Genomic DNA, 18,478 nt, shown 5'->3' on the forward strand with positions numbered 1-18,478 from the left:
CCAGACAGGTCACACTTTAGAGAAGAATATGCAGGAAGGGCCAGCGGCAAAAAACCGCTGGCAGAATAATTAGTTGCTGCCGAAATGTATGACGGTGCGGATCGACTTTCCTTCGTGCATCAGATCGAAGGCTTCGTTGATCTGCTCAAGCGGCAGACGGTGGGTAATGAACGGGTCGAGATTGATTTTCCCGGCCATTGCATCCTCGACCATCCCAGGCAGCTGGGTGCGCCCTTTTACGCCGCCAAATGCGGAGCCGCGCCAGACGCGCCCGGTCACCAGCTGGAATGGACGGGTTTTGATCTCCTGACCCGCCCCTGCCACGCCGATAATGATGCTCTCGCCCCAGCCTTTGTGGCAGCATTCCAGCGCAGAGCGCATGACATTCACGTTGCCGATACATTCAAAGCTGAAATCCACGCCGCCGTCAGTCAGTTCAACAATCACATCCTGAACCGGTTTGTCGTAGTCTTTCGGGTTGATGAAATCTGTTGCGCCCATTTCACCGGCCAGTTTGAATTTCTCCGGGTTGGTATCGACTGCGAGGATGCGCCCGGCTTTCGCCTGTACCGCGCCCTGAATCACCGCCAGACCGATCCCGCCGAGACCAAACACCGCCACGGTGTCGCCCTCTTTCACTTTCGCCGTGTTGTGTACCGCGCCGATACCGGTGGTCACGCCGCAGCCCAGCAGGCAGACTTTATCCAGCGGTGCCTGTGGATTCACTTTCGCCAGGGAAATCTCCGCACAAACGGTGTATTCGCTGAAGGTACTGGTGCCCATATAGTGATAAATCGGCTCACCGTTGTAAGAGAAACGCGTGGTGCCATCAGGCATCAGGCCTTTGCCCTGCGTGGCGCGAACGGCCTGACAGAGGTTGGTTTTACCGGATTTACAGAACTTACACTCGCCACATTCGGCGGTGTACAGAGGAATAACATGATCGCCCGGCTTCAGGCTGCTGACGCCTTCACCGACTTCCACTACCACGCCACCGCCTTCATGGCCTAATACCGCCGGGAAGACGCCTTCCGGATCGTCACCCGACAGGGTAAAGGCATCGGTGTGGCACACGCCCGTATGGGTGATTTTGATCAGCACTTCGCCCTTCTTCGGCGGCGCAACGTCAATTTCGACGATTTTCAACGGCTGGCCGGGGCCAAATGCGACAGCTGCACGTGATTTCATATTGCTTTCCTTTATGTGATGCCAGTGTTTTATTTTAGATAGGAGCGTAGCAAATGACCGACTTCCGCCATGCGAACCGCACGCTGGTCGGCGGTGGTTTCGCCCGTCACCAGCTCATCTTTAAGGTGAATTTCGACCATCTCGCCCATCAAACCGTTCGCCGCACCGCGAACCGCCGCGATTTGCTGCAGGATGGCAAGGCAGGGTTCGCCGGACTCCAGCGCACGTTCAAGGGCATCAACCTGCCCCCGAATGCGCCGCACGCGAGTCAGTACGCGTTTTTTGTCTTCGGGTGAATGAGGCATACGCCCTCCTCATGGATACTGTAGGGGGGTATAGTAACTACTTTCAGGTATCCATGTAAACAAGGGATTTGAGGCACTAAGCGATAGTAATACCAGGTGACTCATTAACGCGGTCCTTCATATTTCACTTAATCCTGAATGAAGCCTAAAATTTAAAACCGTAGAACGCCAACTAACATTATATCTGCAAATAGTTGATTTATTTTTATAACGTACACAAGTAATGGTTAACATCACTTAACCATGTATTACAAAATAATATTCGAAACAGGCGTAAAACATGACTCATTTCTTCTTCAATAATAAGGATATTGAAAATGATATGGTCTAAACACGTCGCAGTGACCTATGCTCGTCAGCAATAACACCTCCATAGTACGGGTTATTGCGCACGTGCAGTAGCCGCTGCAATTCGGGCAGGAGGAGTTAAGATTAATGGTGCCGATGCCATGTATTTCGGGCACTCACTTGAAATGGCTGGATTCAGTCAGGTGTACGGCACACCTATTGAGGGAGATGTTGCTGTCATTGACGCCCTCCCCGGGGAAAACCAGCACGGTCACGCATGTATTTATGATGGCTCTGGCACCTGGTACTCTGACTTTATCCAACATGGAATGTACCCCGGCCCACGCTATAGAGAATTAAAGCCAGCTTTCAAGCTTTACAGGCACTATTAACATGAAAAGTTTATTATCGCTGTTAATGATCACGACGTCAGTTCTCGCAAATACTCACGATGCGGCTACCCAGGCCGCTGCATTTAATAAATGGTATGTTACTCAGATTAGCGAAAATCACTTTCCTATCACTGACAATCATGAAATTGATCGTTATGTTACTGCATCCACAATGCAGAAACTACGTCATACGCAAGATCAAGATTATGATGATGAACCATTTTATGATGCAGACTTTTTTCTTAAAGCGCAGGATATTGGTGAAGATTGGCCCGATAATATTAACGTCGTTTCAGTAGACACCGATCCGATTTGCGTCAACATCTATATCGCGTTCGGCAAAAACAAGGCTCATACTATTATTGACTGCATGGTCAGAGAAAATGGGCGCTGGAAGGTGCAATCTGTTGCGGCTCGAGACATCAAATAATTCGACTTAAGTAAATTTTGTACTTTAGGAAGGCGTTGAAGAGCGCTCATTTGAAGTACCAGGGAAAATCCGGGAACCTGCCGACATCGGTCAGGTCCCGTAAACACACAGCACTGCAGATTTGGATACACCCTGTCCGTGGTGGATAGTGCATTTATAATCGTTCACCCTGCGTTTGTCATGGATATATTCATGACTGAAATACAACAGACTTAAAGCAAATCATTGGGTTAAAGCTCACCTTAAGAACGAATGTTTATTCGCTTAACTGGAATGGCTCTTTTTATGGATTGATGTCGGAAATAAACACAAAAAACCCGCTGACGAGAGCGGGTTTGGGACAGGCAGGAAAGATTATCAGGAACGCTTTTTCGGCATCATGCGCAGCAGCGTGTTGTCCTTCCAGTAATAGTGATGCAGCAACGCCGCAAAAGCGTGAATGCCGATGACGAAATAGCCGATATTCGCAAGCGTCACGTGCCACGCCTTCAGGCTGTCCACCAGATCGAAATTCGCTTCTGCCGCATGGGGCATCACCAGGCCAAAGGCCAGCCACGGGTTGCCGCGGTTGTACATCATCACCAGGCCAATTAATGGCAAAGCAATAAACAGTAGATACACCACCAGATGCCCCAGATGTGACATCCCGGTGATCATCGGTTTTGGCTTAGGCTGAATCGGCGGTGCCGGGAATTTCAGGCGTACCAGCAGACGCGCCACCATCAATACCAGGATCGAAATCCCGCAGGAAACATGAATCATATTAATTACCGGACGCGCGCTGCGTGGGAAGAATCCTCGCAGCTCCATCGCCGCGTAAGCCACGATAACCAGAAGAAACACCAGCCAGTGAATGCCAATTTGCAGGCCAGTATATTTATTACGCATATGATTTCCTGGAAAAGGTCGAACAAAGGGTCAACATAACGGGCTTTCCTTAAAAATTCATTAACTTTTCTTTATGGGTTTTCAAAAACTTCGCCTGCTCATGAATCATCTTCAATTGCCTCACCCGCCGACATGGTCTAAGCCTGGAGGAGTTTTCAAACTGTCGCATCGTTCAGTTCATACAGGAGTCAACCATGAGTAAAATTGGCATTAATGGTTTTGGTCGCATCGGACGCCTCGTCCTGCGCCGTCTGCTTGAAACTCAGGACAGCAACACCGTCGTCGCCATTAACGACCTCACCTCCCCCAAGGTGCTGGCGTATCTGCTAAAGCATGACTCGAATTACGGTCCCTTCCCCTGGAGCGTCGATTTCACCGAAGATTCCCTGATTGTGGATGGCAAATCCATCTCCGTGTACGCTGAAAAAGAGGCCAAACACATTCCATGGACCACGGCGGGCGTCGATCTTGTGGTTGAATGTACCGGTTTTTACACCTCGGAAGAAAAGTCCAAAGCCCACCTGGACGCCGGGGCGAAAAAAGTGCTCATCTCCGCGCCTGCAGGCGAGATGAAAACCATCGTCTTTAACGTCAACGACGACACGATTGACGCCAGCGACACCATTATCTCGGTGGCCTCCTGCACCACTAACTGCCTGGCGCCGATGGCGAAAGCACTGCACGACGCCTTTGGGATTAAAGTCGGGACTATGACCACCATCCACGCCTATACCGGCACTCAGGCCCTGGTCGACGGGCCGCGCGGGAAAGATCTGCGCGCCTCACGCGCGGCGGCGGAGAACATTATTCCGCACACCACCGGGGCGGCAAAAGCGATTGGGCTGGTGATCCCGGCGCTCAGCGGCAAGCTCAAAGGTCACGCCCAGCGCGTACCGGTGAAAACCGGATCGGTGACAGAACTGGTCTCGATTCTGGAGAAAAAAGTGACGGTAGATGAGATTCACGCCGCGCTAAAAAAAGCGACCGAAGGCAACGACTCTTTTGGGTATACGGACGAGGAGATCGTCTCTTCCGATGTGATCGGCTCGCACTTTGGCTCGATCTTTGATGCCACTCAGACAGAAGTGTCCGAGGCGGGCGACCTGCAGCTGGTAAAAACCGTCGCCTGGTATGACAACGAATACGGCTTCGTCACCCAGCTGGTGCGCACGCTGGATAAGTTCGCCGCACTCTGATTTACAGCGGGCAGCCAGGCTGCCCGCGTATCGCAAAATTACGACTGCAGATACACCACCTGGGTTTGCAGATATTCATGCAGGCCGTGTTTCCCGTCTGCCCCGCCGATACCCGATTTCCGCCAGCCCGCATGGAAGCCCTGCATCGCTTCAAAGTTCTCGCGGTTGATGTAGGTCTCGCCGAACTTCAGCCCTTTGATCGCTTGCATCGCTACATTCAGATTTTGCGTGTAAATGGACGAGGTCAGGCCATACTCACTGTCGTTAGCCATCGCCAGCGCCTCATCCAGAGAATCAAACGCCACCACCGGCAGTACCGGCCCGAAGGTCTCTTCATGCATGATGGTCATCTCCTGGCGCACATCCAGCAGCAGCGTCGGCGGATAAAAATAGCCTTTACCTTCCACCGCTTTGCCACCCAGCGCCACTCTGGCCCCTTCCTGCACCGCGCGCGCCACTTTTTGTTCCACACGCTCAAGGGCAGCGGCGTTAATCAGCGGGCCCATCGCAATATCATTCCGCTCGGCCGGATTGCCAAACTGCACCGCTTTCATCGCTTCACCCAGACGGTTCACGAAGCGGTCGTAAATGCCTTTTTGCACATACACGCGCTCAGCGCAATTACAGACCTGCCCGGTGTTAATGACGCGCGAATCGACAATCGCTTTCACCGCCAGCTCAAGATCAGCGTCATCCATCACGATAGCAGGCGCTTTGCCGCCCAGCTCCAGGCACACTTTGGTGATGTTTTTCGCCGCTGCGGTCATGATTTTCTCCCCGGCGGTGACGCTGCCGGTCATGCTCACCATCGCCACTTTCGGGTTGCCCGCCAGCTCCTGCCCGACGGTTTCGCCGCGCCCAAGCACCAGGTTAAAGACCCCTTTTGGCAGTCCGATGTCATCGACGATTTTGGCAAACGCAATCGCATTATTTGGCGTGAATTCGCTCGGTTTGATGACGATGGTGTTGCCCGTCAGCAGCGCAGGTGCCAGCTTGCGGGCAATCAGGAAGAACGGGAAATTCCACGGCAGGATGCCGGTCGTTACGCCCAGCGCACGTTTAAACACCAGAATGTTCTCGCCCGGACGGTCGCTCTGCAGAATCTCCCCTTCGTAGCGGCGCGCCCATTCGGCCATATAGTCGATGTAATCGGCGGTGAAACTGACCTCCACGTCGGCCAGCTGCTGAATTTTGCCACCTTCGGCCACGATCAGGGCGCTGATCTCACTGGCGCGCTCGCGAATACCGGCGGAAATTTTGCGCAGCCAGTTGGCGCGTTCAATCGCCGGGAGCGCTTCCCAGCCGGCCTGCGCGCGATCAGCTGCCTCTATCGCTTTGCGGGCGTCTTCGGCGCGCCCATCGGGAATACGGGAAATGACCTCTTCGGTGGCGGGATTAGTCACATCAATCCAGGTTTCACCTTGCCAGGCAACAAACTGTCCATCGATATACATAGGATGTTGTACGGGTACTGTCATGACCTGCTCCTGTAATTGCACTGTTTTTAACAAGTAAAATTAATGTTAAAAATTACAATCAGGCGTCAGGTTGCCTATCGTATCGCGCTGTTTTTGTGAGATATCTCAAAAAAGAAACGGGTCAGCAAAACAATGACATTACAGACCGGCAACATAAAATGCCCGTTTGCGACAGAGGGTTCGCAAACGGGCATCACTTACAGCAGAGAGCGACTGACCAGCGCGTCGGTGAGAGTGGTGTCGTGGCGCAAAATCTGCCACGCGGCTTCCACATCAGGCGGGATCTCGACGTGAGCGATAAAGTCCCGCCCCGCCGGGCCGTAGCCGTTCGCGTCGTCCCGCAGGCGCGGGAGTTCACCCAGCACCAACGACAGATAACGCTCAACCGGCCAAAGCCCCTCCCCGCCGCCACTAAACACCAGGCCGTTTTCGCTGTTTTGCAGATGCGGAGTGATCCCCGGATGGCTGATGAAGTGCGGCGACTCGCGCTCGTCACGGCACACTCTGGCAAAGGTCGCCATCGTGCGCCGCTGCATGGTCGGGTCCTGTACCACGAGAATGCGTTGCGGGATGGGTGCGTGCTGCTTCAGCAGGTTCCAGCTAAAGCGCGCATTTTCACCGCAGTTGGTGGACTGGTCGTCAATCAGAATACGGTCGTCAGGAATGTGCCAGAACTGACGTGCGATATCCGCCAGAATCGCCGCCTCGGCGCGTCCGGTGGTCGGCACCGTGTTATAGCGCGGGTGGCGCGCCGTCGCCGCGTACAGAAACGTCGTCGAGTGGCCGATACCGCCGCTAATTAGCAATGGGATCGCCTGTTCAGACGCGACCCGACAGGCGGCGTCAATGGTCGGGATCACCGCATTCCCGGCAAGGATCACTGCGTCAAAGGGCTGGTCGCGCGGGTTATCGTCCTGCGCCAGCCAGTTGCCCACCGTGTTAACCGCCGCCAGCGTGGTCTCGGGCAGGCAGGGAAAAAGTGTCAGCGTCATCGTTACCTCCTTACATCAGGTTACTTTCAGGGTAGCGCGTATGAGGTTGTGAAACAGAGGATCTCTCCGAAAGCCGCCCGCACGATACCGCAGTTGAGGGCAATCATATTTGATTTAATGAACTATTTCATATTCACTTGAATTATGATTTCTGCCACAGGTAGAATCCTTAGCCCACTAACTATTCAACTTTTCCAAAGGTAACCGACGTTATGCGCCTGCCTCAACGCGATCCTTATGCTCCTCGCGAGTGGCAGCCACATGAAAAACCCGCCCTGCTGGGGTCCCCTTCCACACCGCTGCACAGCACACCGAAAAGAGTGGCCTACGGCGTGGTCGGTTTACTGGTTTGCCTGACGGGAGCGCTTGGCAACGCGATGGTTGCCGCCAACCTGCAAAATCTGCAGGGGACATTCGCCGTCTGGTCGACGGAGATCGCCTGGCTCCCTGCCGTTTACGTGATGACCAACGTCTCGATCAATCTGCTATTGGTGAAGTTTCGCCAGCAGTTCGGGCTGCGCGCGTTTACGGAAGGGTTTCTGGTGCTGTATGTGCTGGTGACGTTTTTCCACCTGTTCGTTAACGATCTCAGCTCGGCGCTGATGGTGCGCGCCGCCCACGGCATGGTGGCCGCCGCCTTGAGTTCACTGGGGATTTACTATCAGATTCAGGCCTGGCCGGCGAAACATCGCCTGAAAGCGCTGACCATCGGTATCACCGGGTCGTCGCTGGCGATCCCCATTGCGCGACTGTTTTCGACGGAGCTGCTCCAGCTCGATGAATGGCGCGGGCTGTACTTTTTTGAACTCGGTCTGGCGCTGATTTCGCTCGGCTGCGTGATTGCGCTGAAACTCCCGCCGGGCGACCGCCGTAAAGTGTTCGAAAAGAAAGATTTCATCACCTTCTTCCTGCTGGCACCCGGTATGGCGCTGCTGTGCGCGGTGCTCTCGCTGGGGCGGCTCGACTGGTGGTTTGAAGCGCCGTGGATTGGCTGGTCGCTGGCTCTGTCGCTGGTGCTGATCCTCTCGGCCATCGTTTTCGAGCATAACCGCAGCAACCCCCTGCTCAATACCCGCTGGCTCTCCAGCGGCAGTATTCTGCGCCTGGGGTTGATTATGCTGCTCATCCGCATCGTGCTGGCGGAGCAAAACACCGGGGTGATCGGCTGGCTACAGTACGTCGGCCTGCAGAATGAACAGATGACGCATCTGGCCTGGTCGATCCTCGCCGGGATTGTCTGCGGCATAGTCGCCAGCTGCCTGACCATCAAACCCACCAGACTGGCCTGGCCGATAGTCACCTCGCTGGTACTGATGATTGTCGCGTCGCTGCTGGACAGCCAGTCGAACAATCTGACGCGCCCGAACCAGCTGATGCTGAGCCAGTTTTTGCTCGGCTTTGGCAGCGCATTTTTCCTCGCCCCGGCGATGCTGGCGGGTATTGGCGGTGTGATTGCCGATCCGCGCAATCTGGTCAGCTTCTCGGTGCTGTTTGGCATGAGCCAGAACGTCGGCGGCCTGCTGGGTTCCGCCATCCTCGGCACCTTTCAGACCTGGCGCGAGAAATACCATTCGAACTTACTGGCCGATCAACTCACCACGCTCAATCCGCTGGTCAACGAGCGGCTACAGATTTACACCCAGATGTATCAGAACCTGATTGGCGACAGCGCCCTGCTTAACACCCAGGCCGTCACGCAGCTGCAAACTGTCACGACGCTGGAAGCCAATATTCTGGCCTATAACGATACTTATCTGCTGACCGCAGGCATTGCCACCGCCACGCTGGTGTGGATTTTGTGGCGCTTGCTGCGCCTGAGAATCACCGCCCGTCTGGCGCTAAAACACGCCACGGGCACCAAATAATGGAAGAAAACCGAGAATGAACAGCGCATTACCTCCGGAGAGATTATGAGTCAGCAGGATGCCGCCAAAGAGCAGGCCACTACCCGCAATAATTTGCGCATTGTTTCCATTTTTACCGCAGCGGCGATAGGGATTGTCGGGGTGCTGGTGATCCTCTACGCCTGGCAACTGCCGCCCTTTACCCGCCACAGTCAGTTCACGGATAACGCCTATGTGCGCGGGCAGACCACCTTTATCAGCCCGCAGGTTAACGGCTATATCACCGAGGTAAAGGTGCAGGATTTCGTGCAGGTCAAAAAAGGCGATCTGCTGCTGCAAATTGATGACCGCATCTATCGCCAGCGCGTGCATCAGGCGCAGGCGCAGCTGGCAATGAAAATGGCGGCGCTGAACAATAATCTGCAACAGCGCAAAAGCGCCGAAGCGGTGATTGCCCGTAACGATGCGGCGCTAAAAAACGCGCGCGCCCAGAGTGTGAAAACGCAGGCGGATTTAAAGCGCGTTAACGATCTGACCGCCGACGGCTCCCTGTCGATTCGCGAACGCGATGCGGCGCTCGCCAGCGCTGCTCAGGGCAGCGCCGATATTGAGCAGGCCAAAGCGACGCTTGAGATGTCGCGTCAGGACCTGCAGACGGTCATCGTCAATCGCGGCTCGCTGGAGGCCGACGTCGAGAGCGCAAAAGCCGCGCTGGAGCTGGCGCAAATTGATTTGCAGAACACGCGGATTGTCGCCCCGCGCGACGGTCAGCTCGGGCAAATTGCCGTGCGACTCGGCGCCTACGTCACCGCCGGAACCCATCTCACTACCCTGGTGCCACCGCAGCACTGGGTGATCGCCAATATTAAAGAGACACAGCTCGCGGACCTGCGCGTTGGACAGCCCGTCACCTTTACCGTCGACGCCCTGAACGGCAAACGCTATCAGGGCCGCGTGCAGAGTATCTCTCCGGCGACCGGCGTCGAGTTCAGCGCCATCACGCCGGATAACGCCACGGGTAACTTTGTGAAAATTGCCCAGCGTATCCCGGTGCGCATCGAAGTGCTCGGCAAGCCCGAAGAGTCCGCCCTGCTGCGCCCTGGCATGTCCGTTCAGGTGAACATCGACACGCGGGAGGCGAAACAATGACGCTTCGCCCCGTCGTCTGCATGCTGGGTGCGCTGTGGCTGGCAGGTTGTCAGTCGGTGGATGTCGCGCCAGCCAAAAGCACGCTGCACATCCCCGCCGAGTGGCGCGAAACCCGTGGCCCGACCAGCCCAGCAGAGCAGCTGTGGTGGCGCAATTTTCACGATAATCATCTCAATCGCTACGTGGATCAGGCGCTGCAAAATAACAGCGACGTGCTGATCGCCCGCGAGCGGATCAACGAATATCAGGCGCAGGTCTATGCTGCCGACAGCAGTCTGTTCCCCTCCCTGGATGCGGGGGTAAGCGGCACCCGCGCCCGTGCCCAGTCAGCTGCGACCGGCCTGCCTGTCTACAGCACTTTGTATAAGGGAAGTCTCACTGCCAGCTACGATGTGGATATCTGGGGCGTCAATCGCAGCACCGCGAATGCCGCCGAGGCAACGCTGGAGGCGCAAAAAGCGGCGGCTGCCGCGGCGGATCTGACCGTCGCCTCGTCGGTGGCCTCGGGCTATGTCACCCTGCTTTCTCTTGATGAGCAGTTGCGCGTCACCCAGTCCACGGTGAAATCACGGGAAGATGCGCTGGCTCTGGCCAAACGCCAGTTCGAAACAGGCTACAGCTCGCGCCTGGAGCTCATGCAGTCGGATTCCGAGCTGCGTTCGACGCGCGCGCAGATCCCGCTGCTCCAGCATCAGATCGCCATGCAGGAAAACGCGCTCAGCCAGCTTCTGGGTGCGAATCCCGGTGCAGTGGCGCGCAGCGACAGTTTCAGCACGCTCACGCCGCTGCCGTTGCCGTCGCAGCTGCCGTCGACGTTACTCAATCGCCGCCCGGACATTGTGCAGGCGGAACGCCAGTTGATCGCCGCCGATGCCACGCTCGCCGCCTCCCGCGCCAGCCTGCTGCCGTCGATCAACCTCACCGCCACAGGATCGATACAGGATCGCACGCTGCCCGGTTTGCTCGACAACCCGCTGCAGCTCTGGAGTCTCGGCGGCAGCATCCTGGCACCGCTGCTGAACCGCCAGGCGCTGAACGCGCAGGTGGATATCTCTCAGTCCCAGCGTAATCAGGCGCTGTACAGCTATGAAAAAACCGTGCGCAATGCGTTCCGTGAAGTAAACGACAGTCTGGATGCGATCACGCGCTATCAGGAGCAGCTGACGGAGTTAATGGCGCAGCAGGATGTGGCCCAGGAGACGCTGCGCATCGCGCAAAACCGTTATCGCAACGGCTACTCCTCCTATCTGGACGTGCTGGACGCCCAGCGCACGCTGTTCTCGGTGCAAACGAATGTGGTACAGGTGAAAAATAATCTGCTGCTGGCGCAGATTGATTTGTATAAGGCGCTGGGCGGCGGGTGGTCTGAGAAAAACTAAGGGGTCAGTCTATGCAAAAAACGTGGTCTGCAGTAGATAACTATATGATTTCTTCTCTTATTCCCCAGGATAGCATGCTGGAAAGCGTTCTGGAAAATAACAAACGAGCCGGGCTGCCGGAGCATGACGTCGCGGCAAATCAGGGGCAGTTACTGGCTTTATTTGTCCAGATGACGCAGGCAAAGCGCATCCTGGAGATCGGCACTCTGGGTGCTTACAGTACGATCTGGATGGCGCGCGCGTTACAGCCTGACGGCAAAATTATCACCCTTGAGGCCGACCCTGTTCATGCCGAAACCGCCAGGCAGAATATCCGCCTTGCCGGGTTGCAGGCGCAGATTGAGCTTATCGAGGGGCCTGGATTGCAATCGCTTGAAGGTTTCGGCGATATCCCCCCTTTTGACCTGATCTTCATCGATGCCGATAAGCCGAATAATCCGGGCTATCTGGAGTGGGCGCTGCGCTACTCCCGCCCTGGCACCGTGATCATCGGGGATAACGTGGTGCGTGACGGCGAGGTAATCAATGAGCAAAGCAATGATGAGCGCGTACAGGGCGTACGGCGTTTTATCGATATGATCGGGGAAAACCCTCGCCTCACGGCCACCGCGCTGCAAACCGTGGGGGTAAAGGGTTGGGATGGATTTACCCTGGCAATGGTGAATAGCTGAACCGTGTTTAGCGCCCGGTAAGCATTGCGCCAACGGGAGATAAACACACACGTCTTACGACCCGCCGGGTGGCGGCGACGCCTAACCCGGCCTGCAAACTACCCCGTAATCTGCTCCATCGCCTGCAAAATACGCTTATCGGAGATCGGATACGGCGTGCCGAGCTGCTGCGCGAAGAAACTTACGCGCAGCTCCTCGATCATCCAGCGGATCTCCCGCACATCCTCGTCCTCACGGCGCGCCGGCGGCAGTTTGTTTAACCACTGCTGCCACGCCTGCTGAACACTCTCCACTTTCAGCATTTGCGCACGATCGCGATGCGGATCGACGGCCAGCTTCTCAAGACGTTTTTCAATCGCATTCAGATAACGCAGGGTATCGCCGAGGCGCTTGAAACCGTTGCCGGTGACAAACCCGCGATACACCAGCCCGCCCATCTGCGCTTTCACGTCAGACAGTGCCAACGCCATGGTCATATCCACGCGCCCTTTCAGGCGTTTGTTGATATTAAAGACCGCCGTCAGGATCTGCTCGACCTGTTTAGCGATGGTCACCACGGTGTCGTTCAGCCCGGCGCGCACTTTGTCGTGCAGGGCCGCAAAGCCCTCTTCCGTCCAGACCGGACCGCCCGCCTCGTCTATCAGCTTATCGACCCCACAGGAGATGCAGTCGTCAATCAGATCCAGCACCTTGCCGTACGGGTTGAAGTACAGTCCGAGCTTGGCTTTGTTCGGCAGTTTTTCATGCAGATATTTGATCGGCGACGGAATGTTCAGCAGCAGAAGGCGGCGCAGACCACGCCACATGGCCTGCTGTTGTTCCAGCGGATTATCAAACAGCTTGATCGCCACGCTGTCACGCTCATCCACCAGCGCCGGCCAGGCCTTCACTCTGTAGTTGCCGCGCTTCTGCTCGTAGTGATTCGGCAGATTGCCAAAACTCCAGATATGCAGCCCGCTCTGCTCGATACCGTCATCGGCAACCGCCGAGAGCGTCTCCTGCACTTTGCCTTTCAGCGCCTCTTTCAGCTCCGTCAGCGAACGGCCTTCGTTGAGCTTTTTGTTTTTATCATCCACCACCCGGAAGGTGATTTTCAGGTGATCGGGTACCTGATCCCAGTGCCAGGATTCGCGGTCAATGGTCACACCTGTCATGCGTCTAAGCTCTTTCTCAAGCGCATCCAGCAGCGGCAATTCCAGCGGCGTGACGCGGCCTAAAAAAGCTTCCGCGTAGTTCGGGGCCGGAACAAAATTACGGCGCACCGGTTTCGGCAGGGATTTGATCAGGGCAATCACCAGTTCGCGGCGCAGGCCGGGGATCTGCCACTCAAAGCCGCTCTCATCCACCTGATTCAGCAGCGGCAGCGGAATGTGCACCGTCACGCCGTCGGCGTCTGCCCCCGGTTCAAACTGGTAAGTCAGACGCAGCTTAAGGTTGCCCTGATGCCAGAAGTTCGGATAGTCGAGCTTGCTGACCTGCTCCGCGCCCTCTTTAATCAGCATGCTCTTTTCAAAGTTGAGCAGGTCCGGTGACTCTTTGCTGGCCTTTTTCCACCAGCTGTCGAAGTGACGCGCAGACACCACGTCATGGCTGATGCGCTGATCGTAGAATTCAAACAGCGCTTCGTCGTCCACGAGGATGTCGCGACGACGGGATTTGTGCTCCAGCTCTTCCACTTCGGCGCGCAGCTTAAGGTTTTCGCGGAAGAAGGCGTGGCGAGTCTGCCAGTCGCCTTCCACCAGCGCATGGCGGATAAACAGCTCGCGGGAGAGCGCCGGATCGATCAGGCTGTAGTTCACCTTACGCGCCGCCACGACCGGCAGGCCGTAAACGGTCACTTTTTCCGTCGCCATTACCGCGCCCTGCGCGCGCTCCCAGTGCGGTTCACTGTACGAGCGTTTCAGCAGGTGCTGCGCGACAGGTTCGACCCACTCAGGATCGATACGTGCCGCAATGCGTCCCCACAGACGGCTGGTTTCGACCAATTCGGCCACGATAGTCCATTTCGGCGGTTTCTTGAATAAACCGGAACCTGGGAAAATCGAGAAGCGGGCGTTGCGCGCGCCGGTATATTCCTGCTTATCGGCATCTTTCATACCGATGTGCGACAGCAGCCCGGTCAGCAGCGCCATGTGGATCTCGCGATACTCCGCCGGCTCACTGTTCACCGGAATGCCCAGCTCTTTCACCACCTGCCGCAGCTGGGTGTAGATATCCTGCCATTCGCGTACACGCAGATAGTTCAGATACTCGACCTTACACTGGCGGCGGAACTGGTTCGACGACAGCGCTTTTTGCTGCTCACCGAGATAATTCCACAGATTCACAAAAGCGAGGAAATCGGACTCTTTATCGTGGAAACGCTGATGCTTTTCATCGGACGCCTGCTTTTTGTCCATTGGCCGCTCGCGCGGGTCCTGAATCGACAGCGCCGAGGTAATGATCATCGCCTCGCGTACGCAGCCATGTTTCTGCGCTTCGAGCACCATGCGCGCCAGACGCGGGTCCACCGGTAGCTGGCTGAGCTGGCGGCCCAGCGGCGTCAGCTTATAGGCGTTCGCCTGTTCGTCGGTGGTGATCGCCCCCAGCTCTTCGAGCAGGCGCACGCCGTCCTGAATATTGCGTTTATCCGGCGCTTCGACAAACGGGAACGCTGCGATATCGCCAAGCCCGAGGGCGGTCATTTGCAGGATAACGGACGCCAGGTTGGTTCGCAGAATTTCGGGATCGGTAAATTCCGGGCGCGACAGGAAATCGTCTTCGGAATAGAGGCGAATACAGATCCCTTCCGACACACGTCCACAGCGGCCTTTACGCTGATTCGCCGACGCCTGTGAAACCGGCTCAATCGGCAGGCGCTGCACCTTGGTGCGATAGCTGTAGCGGCTGATGCGCGCCGTACCCGGATCGATCACATACTTAATGCCTGGCACGGTGAGTGAGGTTTCGGCAACGTTGGTCGCCAGCACAATCCGGCGGCCGCTGTGGGCCTGAAACACGCGGTTCTGCTCGCTGTTAGACAAGCGGGCATACAGCGGAAGGATCTCCGTGTGGCGCAGATCGCGCTTGCTCAACGCATCGGCGGTGTCGCGGATTTCGCGTTCACCGCTCATAAAGATCAGAATATCGCCGGGGCTTTCGCGGCCCAGCTCGTCAACGGCATCAAAAATGGCCTGCAGCTGGTCGCGATCCGTGTCGTCCGCCTCTTCCACAATCGGGCGATAGCGCACTTCCACCGGATAGGTGCGGCCAGAGACTTCAATGATTGGCGCGTTGTTGAAGTGGCGCGAGAAGCGCTCCGGATCGATCGTCGCGGAGGTAATGATGATTTTCAGATCCGGGCGGCGCGGCAGCAGCTCGCGCAGATACCCGAGCAGGAAATCAATATTCAGACTGCGCTCGTGGGCTTCATCGATAATGATGGTGTCGTACTGCATCAGCAGCCGGTCCTGCTGGATTTCAGCCAGCAGAATACCGTCGGTCATCAGTTTGACCATGGTGTTGTCACTGACGTGATCGCTGAAGCGCACCTTGTACCCGATGCAGCCACCCGGCTCGGTTTGCAGCTCTTCGGCGATACGGTTCGCCACCGTACGCGCCGCCAGACGACGCGGCTGGGTATGACCGATCAGGCCCTTGATCCCGCGGCCCAGCTCCATACAGATTTTTGGCAGCTGAGTGGTTTTACCGGAGCCAGTCTCCCCGGCGACAATCACCACCTGGTGATCGCGCACGGCTTCGAGAATTTCCTGTTTTTTCTGACTGACAGGCAAGTTTTCCGGGTATTCAATCGATGGTCGCGCCGCTTCGCGCAGCACGACTTTCCCTGCTGCCTGTTCAATCTCTTTCGCCATCTCCTGGTAAATGGCCTGTTGTGCATCAGGATTTTTAACCTTTTTAACGCCGTGCAGGCGACGCGCAAAGCGCTGCTTATCTCGCAGCATCAGCGTATCAAGCTGTTGCATCAGCATCGGGAAGGTTAATTTTAGTTGTTCTGTCATAGTGTTAGGGGGCAGTGCTCTGCCAGGCTAAATCTCACTTGAATGATTGCTATAGAGTACCACACCGCCGCTTTGACTGCCTTATTCAAAAAAAATCGAACATAGAATTCGATATATTGCGCTATCTCTGCGACAGGATTGTGAATAAAGTGTCAGCAAGCAACGGGGAAACCCCCAATCCAATACAATTTAAGGAATCACCCATGAGCAAAGTATTAGTTCTCAAATCCAGTATTCTGGCAGGGTACTCTCAGTCTGGTCAGCTGTCTGATTATTTCGTTGAACAGTGGCGTGAACAGCACAGCGCTGACGAAATCACCGTTCGCGATCTGGCTGCAAACCCGATTCCGGTACTGGATGGTGAGCTGGTTGGCGCGCTGCGTCCGAGCGATGCCCCACTGACCCCACGTCAGCAGGAAGCGCTGGCGCTGTCTGATGAGCTGATTGCTGAGCTGCAGGCGCACGACGTGATCGTGATCAACGCCCCGATGTACAACTTCAACATCCCGACGCAGCTGAAAAACTACTTCGACCTGGTCGCACGTGCTGGCGTAACCTTCCGTTACACCGAAAACGGTCCGGAAGGTCTGGTGAAAGGCAAACGCGCAATCGTGCTCTCCAGCCGTGGCGGTATCCACAAAGATACCCCAACTGACCTGGTTGCACCGTACCTGACCCTGTTCCTGGGCTTCATCGGTATCACCGACGTAAACTTTGTCTTTGCTGAAGGCATCGCTTACGGTCCGGAAGTGGCAACCAAAGCACAGACCGACGCGAAATCCGCTATCGACAGCCTGGTCGCTGCATAAGATTTTCCCCCTCTCACCGCCCGGTGGGAGGGTTTTTCCTCTCTCTTTATCCGCACCCTATTTCCACCACGCCATGACGCGCCCGCAAATAATTATACGGAATTATTCTGAAATATTTTTGGCAGGATTTTGATGCGAAGAGAAGTTAATTTTTTACAGCAGAAATGAATGCGAGCTATTTGAGGATGATACGTGTATGGTAGCAGGCCAATTACACAGGAAATGCCTATGTCCGATCGCAAAGATGGAAAAGCCCGCCGTAACTTTCTGATTAAATGCCCTTGCCCAAACTGCACTAAAGACTCTGAACACAGTTATACGCGCGTTCAAAAAGGGTCACTGCTCGTTTGCCCTTACTGCAGCACAATGTTCAAATCCAACCAAAAAGTCTGATTTGTTGATCCTCTGCGATTCTGACTACTGAGGCTTTCGCCGTCATCGTGGTTGCAGACTCGCAGAGATCAAAACAGGTTAGTCGCGCAGAACCACGTTAGCGGCAGCCGGGCCTTTCGCGCCAGCGCCCATCACGAACTCCACTTTCTGACCTTCAAACAGTGTGTTGAAATTATCGCCCTGCAACGCAGATAAATTGACAGAAACATCTTTGCTGCCGTCTACCGGAGAAATAAAGCCAAAGCCTTTATCTTCGTTAAACCACTTTACTAAACCAATAATTTTTGCAGACATATAAGGCTCCTTTATTCTGGCCTTTCGGCTGGCAAATTTGTTTAAATCGTAAACGCTGGGCATTAATGCACGGCAGGGCATAATAAGCAATGTTTATTTTAACCGTTCATCATCGATGCCCCTGAAAAGGCCGACGAAAATAATTTTGCCCTGACATAAACAGACAAATTTTATTTCTTTTGCGAGGATTTGGGGCGCAGGTTTTCATCAAAAACCAGACGCGTTCTGCCCGGCTCCACTTCCCGCAGCGGTTCTACCTGATGCAGGGTCATTTTGCAGCGCTCAACTAGCACCTGATATTCGCGCGTCCCCTGCTTTTTCCATTCGAGCTCCTGATCGCTCAGCTGACGAATGGCTTTTGCCGGGCTGCCGATAATCAAATAGTTGGCGGGCATTTCGGCTTTGGCTTTCACAAATGCCGCCGCGCCGACGATGCTGTTTTCGCCGATCACCGCGCCGTCCATCACCACCGCGTTCATGCCGACCAGCGCATTTTTACGGATCACGCAGCCGTGCAAAATGGCGCTGTGACCGATATGTCCGTGCTCTTCCACCACCGTATCTTGCTCAGGGAAGCCGTGCATCACACAGTTATCCTGAATGTTTGCACCGTCTTTTACCACAATCCGGCCAAAGTCGCCGCGCAGGCTGGCGTTCGGCCCGACGTAGACGCCTTTGCCCAAAATGACATCGCCAATCAGCACGGCGGTAGGATGAACGTAGCTCTCATCAGGCACGACAGGTGTAAGACCATCTATTTGATATACAGGCATTCTTCCTC

16 protein-coding genes are annotated in these 18,478 nt (G+C 55.5%); 8 read left to right on the forward strand and 8 right to left on the reverse strand.

All coding sequences use genetic code 11. The features are described 5' to 3' along the window. Positions 1–69: 69 nt before the first annotated feature. The gene (locus OVA10_RS13895; protein WP_268196164.1) at positions 70–1,188 is read right to left on the reverse strand and encodes an S-(hydroxymethyl)glutathione dehydrogenase/class III alcohol dehydrogenase; all 1,119 of its coding nucleotides are present in this window, start codon (positions 1,186–1,188) and stop codon (positions 70–72) included. 29 nt (positions 1,189–1,217) lie between these two features. Further along, complete coding sequence (locus OVA10_RS13900; protein WP_032610935.1) at positions 1,218–1,493, reverse strand: metal/formaldehyde-sensitive transcriptional repressor; 276 nt, start codon at positions 1,491–1,493, stop codon at positions 1,218–1,220. A gap of 681 nt (positions 1,494–2,174) precedes the next feature. On the opposite strand from OVA10_RS13900, the gene OVA10_RS13910 reads away from it, so the two are divergent. Further along, positions 2,175–2,603, forward strand: coding sequence for a DUF3828 domain-containing protein (locus tag OVA10_RS13910; protein WP_248860216.1), 429 nt, complete (start codon positions 2,175–2,177; stop codon positions 2,601–2,603). Positions 2,604–2,960: 357 nt separating this feature from the next. Here OVA10_RS13910 and cybB read toward each other — a convergent pair whose 3' ends face one another. Next, positions 2,961–3,491 carry a cytochrome b561 gene (cybB, locus tag OVA10_RS13915; RefSeq protein ID WP_100780220.1) on the reverse strand — a complete coding sequence of 177 codons (531 nt, stop codon included), beginning with the start codon at positions 3,489–3,491 and terminating at the stop codon, positions 2,961–2,963. 194 nt (positions 3,492–3,685) lie between these two features. Here cybB and gap point away from each other — a divergent pair, with 194 nt between their 5' ends. Then, positions 3,686–4,687, forward strand: a complete 1,002-nt coding sequence (gene gap, locus OVA10_RS13920) for a type I glyceraldehyde-3-phosphate dehydrogenase (RefSeq protein ID WP_100780221.1) — start codon at positions 3,686–3,688, stop codon at positions 4,685–4,687. 38 nt (positions 4,688–4,725) lie between these two features. Here the strand turns inward: gap and aldA are convergent, their stop codons facing one another. Together aldA and OVA10_RS13930 are read right to left on the reverse strand one after the other, a co-directional pair. Then, entirely contained in the window at positions 4,726–6,165 is a 1,440-nt protein-coding gene (gene aldA / locus OVA10_RS13925; RefSeq protein WP_142503355.1) for an aldehyde dehydrogenase, read from the reverse strand. A gap of 197 nt (positions 6,166–6,362) precedes the next feature. Further along, the gene (locus tag OVA10_RS13930; protein ID WP_102103678.1) at positions 6,363–7,157 is read right to left on the reverse strand and encodes a YdcF family protein; all 795 of its coding nucleotides are present in this window, start codon (positions 7,155–7,157) and stop codon (positions 6,363–6,365) included. Between the two features lie 212 nt (positions 7,158–7,369). Between OVA10_RS13930 and OVA10_RS13935 the strand changes: the two genes are divergently transcribed. From OVA10_RS13935 to OVA10_RS13950, 4 genes are read left to right on the forward strand one after another with little or no spacing between them, the layout of a single operon-like run. Next, complete coding sequence (locus OVA10_RS13935; protein ID WP_371923376.1) at positions 7,370–9,022, forward strand: MFS transporter; 1,653 nt, start codon at positions 7,370–7,372, stop codon at positions 9,020–9,022. Positions 9,023–9,067: 45 nt separating this feature from the next. Next, positions 9,068–10,150 (forward strand): HlyD family secretion protein, encoded by a 1,083-nt coding sequence (locus tag OVA10_RS13940; RefSeq protein WP_123428011.1) that lies wholly within the window; start codon positions 9,068–9,070, stop codon positions 10,148–10,150. Beyond that, positions 10,147–11,529, forward strand: a complete 1,383-nt coding sequence (locus OVA10_RS13945) for an efflux transporter outer membrane subunit (protein ID WP_268196165.1) — start codon at positions 10,147–10,149, stop codon at positions 11,527–11,529. Before OVA10_RS13940 ends, OVA10_RS13945 begins: the two co-directional genes overlap by 4 nt. Positions 11,530–11,540: 11 nt before the next feature. Next, positions 11,541–12,200 (forward strand): O-methyltransferase, encoded by a 660-nt coding sequence (locus OVA10_RS13950; RefSeq protein ID WP_268196166.1) that lies wholly within the window; start codon positions 11,541–11,543, stop codon positions 12,198–12,200. Between the two features lie 98 nt (positions 12,201–12,298). Here the strand turns inward: OVA10_RS13950 and hrpA are convergent, their stop codons facing one another. Further along, on the reverse strand, positions 12,299–16,201 hold the full coding sequence (gene hrpA / locus OVA10_RS13955) for an ATP-dependent RNA helicase HrpA (RefSeq protein WP_142503354.1): 3,903 nt from the start codon (positions 16,199–16,201) through the stop codon (positions 12,299–12,301). A gap of 203 nt (positions 16,202–16,404) precedes the next feature. Between hrpA and azoR the strand changes: the two genes are divergently transcribed. Both azoR and OVA10_RS13965 read left to right on the forward strand, forming a co-directional pair. Continuing rightward, complete coding sequence (azoR, locus tag OVA10_RS13960; RefSeq protein ID WP_095281956.1) at positions 16,405–17,010, forward strand: FMN-dependent NADH-azoreductase; 606 nt, start codon at positions 16,405–16,407, stop codon at positions 17,008–17,010. 228 nt (positions 17,011–17,238) lie between these two features. Then, positions 17,239–17,403 (forward strand): YnfU family zinc-binding protein, encoded by a 165-nt coding sequence (locus tag OVA10_RS13965; RefSeq protein WP_215628781.1) that lies wholly within the window; start codon positions 17,239–17,241, stop codon positions 17,401–17,403. 78 nt (positions 17,404–17,481) lie between these two features. Here the strand turns inward: OVA10_RS13965 and OVA10_RS13970 are convergent, their stop codons facing one another. Then, positions 17,482–17,697, reverse strand: coding sequence for a cold shock domain-containing protein (locus OVA10_RS13970; protein ID WP_100780228.1), 216 nt, complete (start codon positions 17,695–17,697; stop codon positions 17,482–17,484). Between the two features lie 170 nt (positions 17,698–17,867). Next, positions 17,868–18,470, reverse strand: coding sequence for a phenylacetic acid degradation protein PaaY (gene paaY / locus OVA10_RS13975; RefSeq protein WP_268196167.1), 603 nt, complete (start codon positions 18,468–18,470; stop codon positions 17,868–17,870). Between the last annotated feature and the right edge of the window lie 8 nt (positions 18,471–18,478).

It is taken from the genome of Lelliottia sp. SL45, from assembly GCF_026672535.1.
Lineage (GTDB): Bacteria > Pseudomonadota > Gammaproteobacteria > Enterobacterales > Enterobacteriaceae > Enterobacter > Enterobacter nimipressuralis.

Coding starts and splice junctions, on each gene's coding strand:
- OVA10_RS13930 (WP_102103678.1), bottom strand. CDS start 7,157: ATGACGCTGACACTTTTTCCCTGCCTGCCCGAGACCACGCTGGCGGCG.
- azoR (WP_095281956.1), top strand. CDS start 16,405: ATGAGCAAAGTATTAGTTCTCAAATCCAGTATTCTGGCAGGGTACTCT.
- OVA10_RS13950 (WP_268196166.1), top strand. CDS start 11,541: ATGCAAAAAACGTGGTCTGCAGTAGATAACTATATGATTTCTTCTCTT.
- gap (WP_100780221.1), top strand. CDS start 3,686: ATGAGTAAAATTGGCATTAATGGTTTTGGTCGCATCGGACGCCTCGTC.
- OVA10_RS13900 (WP_032610935.1), bottom strand. CDS start 1,493: ATGCCTCATTCACCCGAAGACAAAAAACGCGTACTGACTCGCGTGCGG.
- OVA10_RS13970 (WP_100780228.1), bottom strand. CDS start 17,697: ATGTCTGCAAAAATTATTGGTTTAGTAAAGTGGTTTAACGAAGATAAA.
- OVA10_RS13935 (WP_371923376.1), top strand. CDS start 7,370: ATGCGCCTGCCTCAACGCGATCCTTATGCTCCTCGCGAGTGGCAGCCA.
- hrpA (WP_142503354.1), bottom strand. CDS start 16,201: ATGACAGAACAACTAAAATTAACCTTCCCGATGCTGATGCAACAGCTT.
- OVA10_RS13910 (WP_248860216.1), top strand. CDS start 2,175: ATGAAAAGTTTATTATCGCTGTTAATGATCACGACGTCAGTTCTCGCA.
- OVA10_RS13945 (WP_268196165.1), top strand. CDS start 10,147: ATGACGCTTCGCCCCGTCGTCTGCATGCTGGGTGCGCTGTGGCTGGCA.
- cybB (WP_100780220.1), bottom strand. CDS start 3,491: ATGCGTAATAAATATACTGGCCTGCAAATTGGCATTCACTGGCTGGTG.
- aldA (WP_142503355.1), bottom strand. CDS start 6,165: ATGACAGTACCCGTACAACATCCTATGTATATCGATGGACAGTTTGTT.
- OVA10_RS13965 (WP_215628781.1), top strand. CDS start 17,239: ATGTCCGATCGCAAAGATGGAAAAGCCCGCCGTAACTTTCTGATTAAA.
- paaY (WP_268196167.1), bottom strand. CDS start 18,470: ATGCCTGTATATCAAATAGATGGTCTTACACCTGTCGTGCCTGATGAG.
- OVA10_RS13940 (WP_123428011.1), top strand. CDS start 9,068: ATGAGTCAGCAGGATGCCGCCAAAGAGCAGGCCACTACCCGCAATAAT.
- OVA10_RS13895 (WP_268196164.1), bottom strand. CDS start 1,188: ATGAAATCACGTGCAGCTGTCGCATTTGGCCCCGGCCAGCCGTTGAAA.